At 65.3% G+C, this 13,628-nt stretch carries 12 protein-coding genes and 2 pseudogenes; 10 read left to right on the forward strand and 4 right to left on the reverse strand.

Annotated features, from left to right (window positions below):
- The first annotated feature begins 248 nt into the window (after positions 1 to 248).
- The 4 genes and pseudogenes from BST44_RS10840 to BST44_RS10860 form a co-directional block, all read left to right on the forward strand.
- The gene (locus BST44_RS10840) at positions 249 to 1,262 is read left to right on the forward strand and encodes a CobW family GTP-binding protein (protein WP_083177122.1); all 1,014 of its coding nucleotides are present in this window, start codon (positions 249 to 251) and stop codon (positions 1,260 to 1,262) included.
- 26 nt (positions 1,263 to 1,288) lie between these two features.
- Entirely contained in the window at positions 1,289 to 2,125 is an 837-nt protein-coding gene (locus BST44_RS10845; RefSeq protein ID WP_083177123.1) for an acyl-CoA thioesterase, read from the forward strand.
- A gap of 275 nt (positions 2,126 to 2,400) precedes the next feature.
- A complete protein-coding gene (locus BST44_RS10850; protein WP_244184778.1) occupies positions 2,401 to 2,631 on the forward strand; it encodes a DUF6400 family protein in 231 nt (76 codons plus the stop codon).
- 585 nt (positions 2,632 to 3,216) lie between these two features.
- Positions 3,217 to 4,611 (forward strand): annotated as a pseudogene (locus BST44_RS10860) (GMC family oxidoreductase); the annotation flags it as partial.
- Positions 4,612 to 4,856: 245 nt separating this feature from the next.
- On the opposite strand, the gene BST44_RS10865 reads toward BST44_RS10860, so the two are convergent.
- Complete coding sequence (locus BST44_RS10865) at positions 4,857 to 5,468, reverse strand: LGFP repeat-containing protein (protein WP_083177125.1); 612 nt, start codon at positions 5,466 to 5,468, stop codon at positions 4,857 to 4,859.
- Between the two features lie 223 nt (positions 5,469 to 5,691).
- Between BST44_RS10865 and BST44_RS10870 the strand changes: the two genes are divergently transcribed.
- The 3 genes from BST44_RS10870 to BST44_RS10880 all read left to right on the forward strand — a co-directional run bounded on the left by BST44_RS10870 (position 5,692) and on the right by BST44_RS10880 (position 8,251).
- Positions 5,692 to 6,081 (forward strand): TA system antitoxin ParD family protein, encoded by a 390-nt coding sequence (locus BST44_RS10870; RefSeq protein WP_083177126.1) that lies wholly within the window; start codon positions 5,692 to 5,694, stop codon positions 6,079 to 6,081.
- Positions 6,082 to 6,103: 22 nt separating this feature from the next.
- A complete protein-coding gene (locus BST44_RS10875; RefSeq protein WP_083177214.1) occupies positions 6,104 to 6,682 on the forward strand; it encodes an ATPase in 579 nt (192 codons plus the stop codon).
- 564 nt (positions 6,683 to 7,246) lie between these two features.
- Positions 7,247 to 8,251, forward strand: coding sequence for a GGDEF domain-containing protein (locus BST44_RS10880; RefSeq protein ID WP_083177215.1), 1,005 nt, complete (start codon positions 7,247 to 7,249; stop codon positions 8,249 to 8,251).
- 162 nt (positions 8,252 to 8,413) lie between these two features.
- Here BST44_RS10880 and BST44_RS10885 read toward each other — a convergent pair whose 3' ends face one another.
- Positions 8,414 to 9,715 (reverse strand): sensor domain-containing phosphodiesterase, encoded by a 1,302-nt coding sequence (locus tag BST44_RS10885; protein WP_083177127.1) that lies wholly within the window; start codon positions 9,713 to 9,715, stop codon positions 8,414 to 8,416.
- A gap of 101 nt (positions 9,716 to 9,816) precedes the next feature.
- On the opposite strand from BST44_RS10885, the pseudogene BST44_RS10890 reads away from it, so the two are divergent.
- Positions 9,817 to 10,122: pseudogene (locus tag BST44_RS10890) on the forward strand (alpha/beta fold hydrolase); the annotation flags it as partial.
- Between the two features lie 51 nt (positions 10,123 to 10,173).
- Positions 10,174 to 10,626 (forward strand): hypothetical protein, encoded by a 453-nt coding sequence (locus BST44_RS10895; RefSeq protein ID WP_083177216.1) that lies wholly within the window; start codon positions 10,174 to 10,176, stop codon positions 10,624 to 10,626.
- 22 nt (positions 10,627 to 10,648) lie between these two features.
- Here the strand turns inward: BST44_RS10895 and BST44_RS10900 are convergent, their stop codons facing one another.
- Both BST44_RS10900 and BST44_RS10905 read right to left on the reverse strand, forming a co-directional pair.
- Positions 10,649 to 11,584 (reverse strand): SAM-dependent methyltransferase, encoded by a 936-nt coding sequence (locus BST44_RS10900; RefSeq protein WP_083177128.1) that lies wholly within the window; start codon positions 11,582 to 11,584, stop codon positions 10,649 to 10,651.
- A 140-nt stretch (positions 11,585 to 11,724) separates the two neighbouring features.
- Positions 11,725 to 12,810, reverse strand: a complete 1,086-nt coding sequence (locus BST44_RS10905) for a methyltransferase (protein ID WP_083177129.1) — start codon at positions 12,808 to 12,810, stop codon at positions 11,725 to 11,727.
- A gap of 513 nt (positions 12,811 to 13,323) precedes the next feature.
- On the opposite strand from BST44_RS10905, the gene BST44_RS10910 reads away from it, so the two are divergent.
- Positions 13,324 to 13,623 (forward strand): hypothetical protein, encoded by a 300-nt coding sequence (locus BST44_RS10910; RefSeq protein WP_065446867.1) that lies wholly within the window; start codon positions 13,324 to 13,326, stop codon positions 13,621 to 13,623.
- Positions 13,624 to 13,628: the final 5 nt, after the last annotated feature.

Raw genomic sequence — 13,628 nt, forward strand, 5'->3', positions numbered from 1 at the left:
CGGGGCGGCGCTGCACCCGCGTCTCGCCGTCGAGGCAAAGCACCGCCAGCTCCTTCCGGTCGGGATCACTCGGTCAGCCGCGGATAGGAGTTTACGGCCATCATTGCCCGCAAATGCGGAGCTGATTGCTGATAATTAACTGTATATGCGGTCCTAGAAGCTGAACGGCGGCGAACCCGGGCGACAGGTCGTGCGTGCTGCGCCGGTTAGCATTCGGAATGTCCGGACGTCGATGCGGAGGGTGAGGTTTGACTGCGATACCCGTCATCGCGCTCACCGGTCATCTCGGAGCCGGCAAGACGACATTGCTCAATCACCTGTTGCGCCAACCTGGCACGCGAATCGGCGTGGTGGTCAACGACTTCGGCGACATCAATGTCGACGCCGGCCTGGTGGCCGGCCAGGTCGACGAGCCCGCCTCGATCGCCGGGGGCTGCATCTGTTGCCTGCCCGACGGTGGTGGGCTCGATGACGCACTGATCAAGCTCGCCGACCCAGCTCGGCGCCTGGACGCCATCATCGTCGAGGCCAGCGGACTTGCCGATCCGGTCGCACTCGCGCGGCTCATCGCCTTCAGTGACATCCGCGGCGTCCGAGCGGGCGGGCTTATCGACGTCGTCGATGCCGTGCACCATTTCGACACCGTCGACTGCGGCACGCTGTCGCCGGTCCGCTACGGCGCGGCGTCGCTGATTGTCGTCAACAAGCTTGACCTAATGCCCGAGGGGGAGCGGTCGGCGGTGATGCAACGCGTCACACAGCGTGTGGCGGAACGCAATCCGCGCGTGCACGTCGTGGGTACCACGGGCGGACGGATAGACCGAGAGCTACTCTTCGACGCGTCCGCGGCGTCCGGGCAGGTTGGGCAGCTGTCGTTTCTGGACCTGGTGGACGACCATGACCATGACCACGACCACGTCCATGCCGATGCCGTTACCGTCACTAGCTCTGGTTGCGTCGACCCCGATGCTCTGTTCGACCTTCTCGAAGATCCACCGGCACAGGTGTTCAGGCTGAAAGGCGTCGTGGCGGTGCGGCACCGCACGACCGTCCGCGACTACGTCGCCAACATGGTGGGTAGTGCAATCCACATCGGGACGGCGCCGCCAGGGGCCATGGCCAACTGCCTGGTGGCGATCGGGATGGATCTCGACATCGACGATGTCCGCGCGCGACTCGACACCGCACTGCAGACTGCGCCGGGACGGGCGTCCGCGCAGGCGCTCCGGCGGCTCACGCGGTACCGGCGCCTCAGCGCGTGAGAATCGATCCGGCAAGATACGAATCGATGTCATCTTCGCTCGGCGACGTGCTCGCCACATTGGAGCTCGACAGGGGCGGCCAGTGGCTCTTCGTCGGGCAGCAGCTGCCCGCACCCGCCAACCATATTCTCGGCGGGCATATTTCGGCTCAGGCTTTGTTGGCGGCCAGCCACACCGCGCCGGGTCGCCTCCCGCACAGCGTCCACACGTACTTTCTCCGCCCGGGCGATTCACGTCGACCGGTGGATTTCGAAGTTGTTGATCTCCAAGAAGGCCGGACGTTCTCGGCCCGACGGGTCACAGCGCGCCAAGACGGCAAGGTTCTGATGGAAGCGATGTCCTCGTTCAAAGCCGCCGACTCAGCACCTGCTCAGGTCGTCTACCAACCACGCATGCCAGAGGTCCCCAGCCCGGAGTCCCTGCCGTGGGTGGCGCCACATCTGGCTGAGTCCGACGAGGGGGCCCAAGGGCGTTGGGCGAGCCTGCGCTGGTTCGAGCGCCGGATCATCGGCACCGAGGTCGCTCCACCCGCACGGTCGCGAATGTGGTGGCGACCCGACGGGCAGGTTCCCGATGATCCCGTGCTGACAGCCAGCCTGGTGGCCTATCTGTCGGCGGTGACGTTGACGGAGCCGGCCTATGCCGCACGCGGTGGTGTCGGGGCGTCAGCTCAGCGCGATCATTCGGTGTGGTTTCACGGTTCGGCGGTGCTATCGGATTGGCTTCTCTACGACCGGTCGTCGCCGAGCAGCGCTGGTTCGCTGGCGCTGGCCAGTGGGACGATGTTCAACCGCACCGGCGCGCTGGTGTGCACGGTAGAACAAGAGATGTACTTTCCGCCGCCGGTGGCCGCATCGGGCTAGGCGGACAACCGATCGCTCGCCGTCAACAGTCCTGCACCGCAAAGTTATTCGTCACAGTGACGTATTGGCCTGCGGTGGGGTTGGGGAAGGCGGGAGGGGGCAAGGGGGCCACCCGTGCCTCCACCGTGGGTGTGGGCCCACGTCGTCGCGCCGTCGGTCGGGGCCGAGTGTGACGCACGTCAACCGACAGCAGTGACGCGGGTCATAGCTTGAAAAGCGCCCAGCGGGGCATCCTGCTGTTTCGTTTGCTTTTCTATCTAATGGCTGGGAGCGCGATGGCCGACCTCGACTTCGCCTATGACCTGACGCTCGATGAGGCGCGCAGGCGCGGCGCGATGTTCGCGGCGATGGGTGACGCCTGGGACCCGATCGCTGTGCTTGACGCGGAGCAGCAGGCCTACGAAATGCTGTACTCGAACCTGGACGAGGAGCAGCAACGGGTCTACGACGACTTGGTCCGTGCGGGCGTGCTACCCGAACGGGCGACTGCTCGTGTTACCGATTGATCCGACCGCCGACCGTGGCCGGCGCGCGTGGCTGCCGTGCCCGTGCTGCGATCACGGCGCCAGATGTGGTGATTGCCGAAGTAGTCGTAACTGCGCTACGCACTGGCAATACCTCCTGAGCAACAGGGGCACTGTGGTGCACCTGCAGTGCTCGGATTGCGGCCACCTCTGGTCGACCGACACGCATCGCCGCACGCGACCCAAGCGGTGGGGCCACACCTGAACTAACGGCGCGGTCAGCGCCTGCATCCCAATGGTGCTCCGCCGCAGTTCAATTCGTCACAGTGACGTATTGACGGCGATGGGCGGGGGTGGAGAGGGTCGCGATCGGTATCGGCCGGTGGCCGGCCGCGGACAGGTAAATGCCCGGACGCCGTCATGGCCTCAATGCTGACGCCAACCATCGCGACGTTGCGGATCATCGCGCGGTCAGGAAGGCCCGCGAGTTCCAAGGGCATGGCCAGACGGGCGCGGTGAGGTCCAGGCGCATGGCCGGCCGGGGCGCGTCGTGCGGACGCGGCGGTCCGCGTTATATGCCGATAAGCGACATTATGTCAAGTAAAGCACTGCGTATCACCCTCGCTCCTCATGCGCGGCCAGGCCAGCGATTACGGCCTGTGGGCACGGGCTACCGGTGACGAGCGATGGCTTTGGGGTGGCCCGGACAGCCCGGGCGAGACACTGGCGATCTACAAGAAGCTAGAGGACTACTTCGGCGGGGCCGACGACTGCCACGGCGCCGGAGGTGAGATCCGCGTCGAGCGGCCGCGTGTGCGCTGGAAAATATTGGACGCCTGGCAGACCGCGGCTGCCGAGGTCGGCATCTTTCCGATCGATGAATTCAATCGGGGCGTCAACGCCGGTTCTGCGTACTTTCACGTCAACCAGCGGCGTGGCCGTCGATGGTCGATGGCCGATGCCTTCCTGCATCCCATCGCCCACCGGCCGAACCTCACCGTCTACACGCAGACCCAGGCCTTGCGGCTTCTGATGGACGACCAGGTCCACGAGGATCAGCGTCGCGGTGCGTGGACGACGGCGCAGCGCCGCGTCATCGGCGTGCGGTTGCTCAAAGGCGGCCACATTGTCGACGTCCGAGCCCGCCACGAGGTGATCTTGAGCACCGGAGCTATTGGTTCGCCCCATCTGATGCAGGTCTCGGGTCTCGGCCCAGCCGGCCTGCTTGCCCAGCATCAAGTGCCGGTGGCCGTCGATCTGCCAGGCGTGGGCGAAAACCTTCAGGATCACCTGCAGCTTCGAACGGTCTACCGGGTGCAGGGCGCCCCGACCGTCAATACGCTGTACCGGAACTGGATCAGCCGTGCGGGCATGGGACTTCAGTACCTGCTGTTGCGATCAGGGCCTATGACGATGCCGCCTTCCACCTTGGGGGCTTTCGCCAAAAGCGACCCAGCGCTGGAAAGCGCCGATCTCGAGTGGCACGTGCAGCCCTTGTCGTTGCCGAAGTTCGGCGAACCCCTGCACCCCTTCGGAGCGATTACTCCTTCGGTCTGCAATCTCCGACCCAGCTCGCGAGGCCATGTGCGCATGGCCAGCGCAGATCCCCTGACCTACCCGAAGATCTTCTGCAATTACCTGTCGACTGACGCCGATCGTCAAACCGCCGTGCGGGGCCTCCGGATGACCCGGCAGATCATGGCGGCGCCGGCTCTGGCCCGCTACCGCCCACAGGAGTTGTTACCCGGTCCGCAACTGGTGAGCGATGATGAATTGCAGAAGGCGGCCGGTGAACTCGGTACGACTATTTTCCATCCGGTGGGCACCTGCGCGATGGGAGCCTTTGACGCCCAGGGGCGGCCGCGGTCGGCCGCCACGGTGCTCGACACTGACTGCCGCGTGTATCGCGTCGCCGGCCTTCGAGTGGTCGACGCGTCGGCTATGCCCACCATCATTTCCGGCAACACCAACGCGCCCGTCATGCTCATCGCAGAGCGCGCAGCGCGGGCGATTGTGGGATAAGTCGGGCTAACACTGGGATATCAATGTGTTGTCCCCCGGCAGCGGGGAAGGTTAAGCCGCTCCCCTGCGCCGCGCGACCGCGCGTGCGCAACCGTAATGTCGCTACGTGAGTAACCGGCCCGGCGTTCAATTCCGCACCCAGTCGGAATGGGTCGCTGACGATATACGTGTTTCTGTGGCCGTGCCCGGGTATGGATGAAGCCCTCGCTTGGCGCCCAGGGCTTTCCAGCTGGCCGTGATTCGGCCTACAGCCCGGACGGCACGGCCTGGCCGTTGACCGTCACCTCGACCTGGCCGGTCTTGGGGTTGTACTCGATCCTGCCGTGCTCGAAGTTGGCCGCGAGCTGATCGTCGACGGCGTTCACGTCGCTGGTCGGAAAGCCCAGCGGACCTGCAGAACCGTTGGTGCCGGTGGTGATCGCGGGCACGCCGTTCGGGTCCCGCGGGACATTCCATGCCTCGCGGACCTTGCCAGTGGTGATAAACGCGGGCGTGCCCGGCTCGTCGTTCTTCGCGGTGATGACGCCGCCCTGGAACTGTTGGAATACCAAGCCACTTGCCCGTTTTCCCGCATTGCGGTCACCCGTGAGCGGCTTGCCGAGAGCGTTCTTCTGATCCTCGGTTGCCGACGAGTATTTGGTGGCGATCGGGCCGGTAAGGGTCACCTCGATGCCGCCCACCCCGATGAGCTTGACCTCGGTGGGCCGCGCCGGAGTTCTAGACGTGGAGATGGCATTGGCGCCGACCTGCGGTGGTGCCGACCGGTCGATGCTCTTGCCATTGCTGCAGCCCACAGCGATGAGCGCTACGGCGGCCAGGCCGACGACCGCCGGGTGGCGATACGCGATCGTTCTCATGGGCTCTCTCCCCCGCGTCGTCCTGTGGTGTGGGTCAAGTTGCCACCGACCTACGCGCCCGGCCCAGACCATGACCGAACCACTTGAGTGGCGCGGGCGGCCGCGGTGGCTCCCAACGAACTTACGCCGCGGTGACCGACGGCAAGCCGGGGGCCGCAACGAGTCACCTACGCCTTGTAGCATTCCGCTACAAGGCGTAGCATCCTGCTACAGGAGGTGCGATATGACGAACGCCGCCGACCGCGTCACGCGGGTCGCCGCCGACCTGGTGGACAGCGCGGCCGCCGAGGGCGCTCGCCAAAGCCGTTCGGCCAAGCAGCAACTCGATCACTGGGCTCGGGTGGGCCGGGCGGTGTCGAGCCATCAGACCGCCTCGCGCCGCCGTATTGAGGCCGCGCTGGCCGGTGATCTGGACACCAACCACCTGTCCGACGACGAGGGGCTGGTCTTCAACGCGGAGATCTCGGCCGCTATCGAGGAGTCGCTGGCGACCGCCCACTACGGTGACCTGCTGTCAGCGCGTGGCATCACCACCGTGGCGCTCAACGACGACGGCGAAATCGTCGAGTACCGGCCCGACGGCACTACCTCGGTGGTCAACGTCGACGGATGAGCCATGACTTCGCGAGGTGCCGGTGAAGCGACTCGACCTCGTCGTCGGCCCGAACGGCGCTGGTAAGTCGACGTTCATCGCGTTCACGTTGGCGCCGTTGTTGCCACGCAGCGTGCTCGTCAACGCCGACGAGATCGCCAAGCAGCGTTGGCCCGACGACCCGGCCGCGCACGCCTACGATGCGGCGCGGATCGCCGCCGATACCCGCGCCAAGCTGATCGATGCCGGCGTCTGGTTCATCGCCGAGACCGTCTTCTCCCATCCGTCGAAGCTGGAGCTGATCCGCTCCGCCCACGATGCGGGCTACGTCACCGTCCTGCATGTGATGCTGATCCCCGAGGGGCTCGCCGTCGAACGCGTGCGGCGGCGCGTCCGCCACGGCGGTCACGACGTCCCCGAGGGCAAGATCCGGGAACGATACCGTCGATTATGGCAATTGGTTGCCGATGCGATCGGGATCGTCGACACCGCAACGATTTACGACAATTCACGCTTGAGTGGGCCCCGAATTGTGGCGCAACTGACCGCGGGCACGGTCATCGGCGCACCAGCGTGGCCGGCGTGGGCGTCCGAGGAGCTATTCCGACGCTGGCCGGGCTAGGTGCGCCTGCTCGAGCTGTCCACGATCGGCTCCGGAGAAGGTTCATGATCGCTGCGGGATATCGCTTCCAGACACCATCTCGTTGCGTCCGTCAGCAATCGGACCCACCGAGAAACGACGCCAGCTGATCAGCCCGCTGCCCCACGGCGATCGCGTTGGCCACTCCCCTTCCTGCCTTCTTGCATCTCGGCTGATCCGTCTACGCGTATTGGGGGCAATGGTTTGCGTCACGAGAATCTGGCCGGGCCCGCGTCTGTCCGCCGCGTCTGTCCGCGGATTCAACGACGTGTACGCCGCGCTGGCCGGCGGGCTCTAGACCCAACTGTCGAATCGCGTCACCACTTAGCCGGCACCAATGCGCTGGCGTCGGCCGTTAGAGCGCCTTTTCCACAGCCATGATGTTCGATACCGACAAGGTAGTTGCTGTGCGCATTCCAACGCATCCGGTGAACAATTGGCGGAACATCGGTATCACCGCGTATCACTGCGGGTGATCGGGAGATTGACGATATGGGCCTGGAAGTGCTGAGCCGGCTCGGGCGCCGGAGGGCGCGCCGGAATCGATTGCGGTTGCGCGCCGACGCCGGGAACGGCTTTTACGGCGAACACCAGATTCGGTTGCTGCGGATCTACTTGGGCACGACCACATTTCTTTACACCTACGGCGTGGTTTTCGGCAATCTGATTCCGGTCCATCAGGGCTTGGTCCCGGGAAATCCCACCGGAGGAATCGCGGCGATCGTCCTCGGATTGGCGGCCCTGGCCTGGTTGGCCATCCGGCCCGACAAACCGGCACCGGCAACGGCGGCCGCCATCGTGGCCACACCCCTGGTGATGGCCTTCCACCATGAGATGACTGCCGAATTTGCCTGCCTCATCGCGCCGATGTTCCTGGCGATGTACCTGCGTGCGTTCTACACCCCGCGCCGCGGTGCGTTGCTGGTCGGCGTGCTCACCGTCGCGTGTGTTCTCGCCCTTGCATTTGCGCACGCGGCAAAGTTGTATCTCGACTACGTCATCTTCGTGATCGCCATCGTCGGGGCCGCCGAGTCCTTCGGGCTGCTGACGCGGACCCTGGTGGCCGCGGCGTGCACCGACACACTGACGGGACTGCTCAACCGAGCCGGCTGGGAAATCGCCACCGCCGATCTGCTCGCACGATCCCGGTCGAGTGCGGTCACCGTCACCGTGATCGCGGTGGACATCGACAACTTCAAACAGATCAACGACACCGACGGGCATCTCGCCGGCGATGAGCACCTGATCCGCTGCGCGACCTGCTGGCGAGAGCTGTCGCCACGCAATGCCGTTCTGGCCAGGCTCGGTGGCGATGAGTTTGCCTTTTGCATCGTCGAGCGCGCGGATTCCGTGCCGGCCACCGCGGTGAAGCAGTTCCTCGCCGGCGTCCGGCTGCACACCCCGAACACGAGCGTCGGCACCGCATCGCAGCCTGGCGAGAGCGCCGACATCGTCGCGCTGCTTGCGTCCGCCGACGCCAACCTCTATGCCGCCAAGCGCAAACGATTTCCCGAGACACGTTTGGACGACTGCGCGCTTCCAGGCTCGTAAGCGCCGTCGGCGCACGGCCGGCAGCAACGGGCACAACGACTGGCTGTCTCGCGGGACATATTGGCCTGCCGCTGCAATGGATTTACTTACCCACTCGCAATACCGCTGTTATTCCTCGCAATCCGCGGGTGTGCTCCGACCGTAATGGCGAGCTGGGCGAGTTCAACAGGGCGTGCCTGGGCACGGCACAGCGCCTGGTTGAGGCCGCCCGAGATAAAGACCTTGGCCGTATTCGATGCCGAGACGAATCAACGTCTGAAGCTGACTGGGTGTCTCCACGGCTTCGGCCACCAATTTCGCGTGCAGCTCGGATGCCAGTGCGTTCAGTGCGGTCGCCAATGCACGTTTGACCGGATCGTCGTCGATGCCGGCGATCAACTCGCCGTCGATCTTGATGATGTCGGGGCGTAGCCGCAGCAGTTGGGTGAAGCTGGCGTATCCGGCACCGGCATCGTCGACTGCGATGGATGTGCCGCGATTACGCAAATGCTTCAGGCCCGCGCCCAGGTCATCGGGAAACGGTTCGTGCTCGGTGATTTCGACGATCAAGGCCCTGTCCTGGGCCTCAAGCAGGTCTTGATTGGCCGGCTCCAGCGTGGCGTTCGGGCTCAGGTTGACGGCGACCGGGCTATCGCTGGGGATGCGGTGAGCAGCGCTCAGGATGGTGCGCAAAGCGGCGTGTTCTAGTTCGAGACCTCGGCCCAGGCGCCGGGCAGCGCTGAACCATTGCGTGGGGGTTAACTCCGACGACGAGGGAAAGCGAATCAACCCCTCGTAGGCAATCGTCGTGCCGCTTGCTAGATGGACGATGGGTTGGAAGACGGCACTGAGCGCGTTCGGCTGCGCCAACAGTGCGTCCAGTCGATCTTGCAGCCCCTCGGTCTCTACTGCTTCGGGCAACATCACTGAGGCGATGAATCGCGCTGTGAGGGCGCGTTGCCCGCGATCCTCGCTGTCCGTCATCACATGGGTCAGCAGCGACGTGAGTTGCGACTGGGCGCCGATCACGGCGGAAACGAACTCACTGATATCGAGCATCGCGTCGACGTCTGCGTCAGTGAACGTGCCGGGTGCGGTCGCTGCCAGCAGGAGTGAACCGATGGCATCGTCGTTGTACATCAGGGGAATGGCCGCCCATGACCGAGTGCCCCACTGTTTGTTCATCGCACGAACGCGCGGCGGCAGTCGCCGGTCTACCCAGGAATCGTCGATCAGCTTCGGATGCTTCTCCCGCGCCGCGTGGCCCTGAATACTGCTCTGTTTGGGCACCACGAAGCCGGGCGTAGTCGCTAGCACGCCGTGCCCGGAGACGGTCACGTAGGCGTTATCGGAGGCACGAAGTAGCGTGACGGCCGCCCCATCAGCTTTCTGCATAAACGCACAAGCCTGCTCAGCAACACGCCCCATCAAAGACGCTGGATCCATTGACGCGGCCAGCGCCTGAACCAGGCTCTCCACATTCACCCCGTTTCCACCGGCGTATAGGGCTTGCGAGATTGACGATAACGACCGCCCTCCCGACGGGGACGAGATTCAAAATTGAACGCAATCCTCGCGGGAGCGGGTGGCGACAGGGCATGTCCGGCAGCGCCCACGCGCACTATGAGACCGTGTTTTCCTGGCTGCAGGACTACACAGAGGATCTGCGCGCGATCACCGTTCCGGTACTGGTGATGCACGGCGACGACGATCAGATCGTCCCGTTCGCCAGCGCGGTGCCCCGAGCGGTCGAACTGCTCCAGAACGGCGCGTTGAAGACCTATGCCGGCTACCCGCACGGCATGCTGACGACGCACGCGGACGTCCTCAATCCGGACCTGCTCGCGTTCATCGCCGTCGACGTCGAGCCACGCGGCGCGATCAACGGTTAGGTTGGTCGCGTGGCCCCGAACAGCCTCGGTACGCGCAGGACCGCCCGCCGGTTGCTGACGATCGTGTGCGTGGCCGCGGCAGCCGCCGGTGTGGTCGTCGCGTGGCGCATCGACCAGCGCGCACAACCTTGTTGGAGTGTGCGGCAATTCATCGACTTCGACCGCGACACGCAGGCTTCGTTGAAGGCCAAGACGCGGTTCGCGCCGGCGGGCTCCTATGAACAAGACGTGATACCCGCTGACGCCGATTACCAGGCATGGCTGGACGGCCTTCAGCAGCGCGCGAACCAGGTGACCGCGCCTGGCCTGGCCGCCCACGCGCAACGAGCCGCGGCGCTGGCGCGAGAGTTCATGAAAGACGCCAAGCAGGTGAACGACGACCTGGGCAAGCAAGACCCGCTGAAGGTGGAACTGCCGCCATCGGCGAAAGCCGCGGGCCGGGTTAACCGCGAGTTCGGCGACGAAATGGCAACTCTGGCACGCGCATGCCCCAGTGGGCGGTGAACGCGCTTCCCACAAGCCGCCCCTAACGGCTTCTAACCAGCGTCGACGTGTAGTAGGTGACGCCGTTCATCGTTTGTCGATCATCGTCGGCCCGCGCGATCGCCTCCAACCCGTGACCGGCGAGCAGCTCGGCCATTGGCGTTGCGATCGACGTCCAGCCGTGCGCCTCGAGGTACGAGCCGACGCCGTGCCGCTCGCCTTCGAACTCGATCACGTCGAAGTCGAGTTCGAAGCCGTACTCGCGCCACTTCGCCGTCGCCTCACGCATGAGTTCGCGCGCTGCGTCGGGGTCCATGTCGGCCGTATTCGGCACGGCCTCGCTTGCCAGCCGGCTCCCCGGAGCGCTGAGCGCAGTGACGGCATCGAGCAGCCGATCCTGAGCCTTGGGCGCCAAATAGCCGAACAGACCCTCGGCGATCCACGCCGTGGCCTTGCCGGTCTCCAAGCCCGCCTGTTTCAGTGCTGTCGACCAGTCCTCGCGCAGATCGGTTGCCACCGTGCGCACATCGGCACCCGGCTCGGCGCCCAGTGCGGCCAGCGTCGTGGATTTGAACTCGATGACGGCCGGCTGGTCGATCTCGAACACCGTCATCCCCTTCGGCCAGTGGAGTCGATAGGCACGAGTGTCCAGGCCCGAAGCGAGGATGACGACTTGGCGGATGCCCGCCGCGGTGGCGTCGGCACAGAATTCGTCGAAGTACCGCGTGCGGGCCGCAATCGATGTAGGCATCTGCGCCAGACCCCATGGGCTGCCCTCGGCGTCCAGGTCCGAGGCGACCAGTTCACCGTTGGCCCAGCGAGTCAGAAACGTCACACCAACCGCGCGGACCAACGGCTCGGCGAATACATCGTTGATGATTCCGTCCCTCGTGGCGACGGCCCTTGCCGCCGCCGCCAGTGTGGCCGTGGTTCCGACGCCGGTGGCCGGATCCCAGGCGCCGTCGTTGGGTTGTGTCATCGCAAAACTCCGAAAGTTGCCTGGATACGCTACAACTGGTTACCGGGCGCTCCGCCTGCAGCGGCGTGCAACTGAGTTACGTTGCGGCATAATCTGACTCGATGCAGAGTGGCCCGCGGCGCAGGCGCCAACGGCCCCGCCTACCCCGCGATCCCCTCGATGATGCTGAGCGGCGAGACCGTGTCGACAACCCGGCTCAGCCGGAAACCGGCTTGTTCGAACAACGAGCGGTACTCCTCGGCAGTGCGTTCGCGGGCGCCGGCGACCACCAGCATCTCGATGTCCACCCACTTGCCGTGGAAGTCGCGGTCGTGCTCGGGAATGACGAACTCGCAGAGCAGCAATCGCGCGCCGGTCCGAGCCGCGGCGCGGACGTTCTTCAGGATGCGGACCGCGTCCTCCTCCTGCCAGTCGTGGATGACGTTCTTGAGCACATACGCGTCGCCACCCTCGGGCGCGGACTCGAAGAACGAACCCTCTTCGACGCGGACACGGTCCTCGACACCGTACTTGCGAAACAGCTCCGGCGCGCACCCCACGACCTCGGGAAGATCGAACAGCACGCCGCGCGAATTCGGGGCCGTTTCCAGGATCGCCGCCAACAGCCGACCCTGGCCGCCGCCGACGTCGACGATCGTGCCGAACGCGCTGAAGTCGTAGGCCGCGGTCAAGGGCGCGATCGCGAACTCGGACACGCTGGTCATGGCAGAGTTGAAGACCTTACCCAGCTCCCCCTCTTCGGCCAGGTATTCGAAGATGGGCTTGCCGCGAAGGTTTGGGACGACCGGATTCCCGGTGCGAATCGCGTCGGTGAGGTGGCTCCAGTGCTCGCGATGTTGAGCCGACCCGACCCACCGCGCCATCCCGGCCATCGACACGGGCGCGTCGGTGCGCAGTGTTGCCGCGACCGGGGTCAACGAGTAACGCCCGTCGCTGCCATGGCGGAAGACCCCGATGCCGATCAACGCGCGCATGAGTCGCCTCAGGGCGTCGGCGTCCGCGCCGATCCGTTCCGCCAGCTGCTCGCCGGACAGAGGGCCGTCCGACAGGGCGTCGGCCACGCCGAGGTCGGCCGCGGTCGTGATCGCCTGGGCCACCCACGCATTCAGGATCAATTCCATCATCACCGCCGCGGGCGGAGCGGATCGTTGGCGCAGCCGCGACAACTGGTGGCGGGCACGCTCAACGGCTCGTGCCACCTTGGTCGGCGGAACCTTAGACGTCACGTCACTCCCCTACTCGTTTCACATTCGTCACGATGGCCGCGCGTCGGGCGGGCAACGACCACCGAGCCTAGAGTGCAGGCGCTATGCCCGCACCCGGGTATCCTGCCCGGCCGATCGATCCGTCCGCAAAGGAACTATGCCCGCAAATCGACACGATTTCAATAACTGTTGAAATAAACGCGCGATCCGCTTAAAGTGCTGACTAAGGGGGCCGGATGAGCGGAGTCGCCATGTCACGTCTAATCACAAAGGTCATCGTTGCGGCGATCCTCGCGCTTGCCGCAGTAAGCGCGACCGGATGCGTTCCCACGGCCACGAGCGTGGTCACGCCACCCGACGGGGTCGCAGCGGGCTAGGGGTGCGTCGCGCCCGATGCCTGGGTCGGTTGTGCCCGGTCAACGTAGAGATGAACTGTGGCCGGCGTCTGGCGTCGGGTGCGAGCACGGAGCTACAGTAGGTCCGTTGGTCGCACCAGGCGCGCGAATCCATTTTCGGTATGGGCGGTGAGAGACAATGACCGGCACACTGCACAACGAGCATCTCCAGCACGAGCACGTCCATGGCGCGGGTTGCGGTCACGTCGCGATCCCGCACGGGGATCACGTCGACTACGTGCACGACGGTCATGTTCATCGGCAGCACGAGAACCACTACGACGAATGTGAGCCCGCCGGCCACGAGGTGCACGAGCCGCACGACCATCGGCACGGCGAAGGGTGTGGCCACGTCGCGATCCCGCACGGGGATCACGTCGACTACGTCCATGACGGCTGTCGGCACGCCGCCCACGACGAACATTACGACGAGCACTGACACCC

Origin of the sequence: Mycobacterium scrofulaceum (genome assembly GCF_002086735.1) — a bacterium.
Taxonomy (GTDB): domain Bacteria; phylum Actinomycetota; class Actinomycetes; order Mycobacteriales; family Mycobacteriaceae; genus Mycobacterium; species Mycobacterium scrofulaceum.

What these genes read in the sequence shown, in the direction of transcription:
- BST44_RS10845 (WP_083177123.1), top strand. Translation starts at nt 1,289, where the DNA reads ATGTCATCTTCGCTCGGCGACGTGCTCGCCACATTGGAGCTCGACAGG.
- BST44_RS10865 (WP_083177125.1), bottom strand. Translation starts at nt 5,468, where the DNA reads ATGAGAACGATCGCGTATCGCCACCCGGCGGTCGTCGGCCTGGCCGCC.
- BST44_RS10910 (WP_065446867.1), top strand. Translation starts at nt 13,324, where the DNA reads ATGACCGGCACACTGCACAACGAGCATCTCCAGCACGAGCACGTCCAT.
- BST44_RS10850 (WP_244184778.1), top strand. Translation starts at nt 2,401, where the DNA reads ATGGCCGACCTCGACTTCGCCTATGACCTGACGCTCGATGAGGCGCGC.
- BST44_RS10900 (WP_083177128.1), bottom strand. Translation starts at nt 11,584, where the DNA reads ATGACACAACCCAACGACGGCGCCTGGGATCCGGCCACCGGCGTCGGA.
- BST44_RS10870 (WP_083177126.1), top strand. Translation starts at nt 5,692, where the DNA reads ATGACGAACGCCGCCGACCGCGTCACGCGGGTCGCCGCCGACCTGGTG.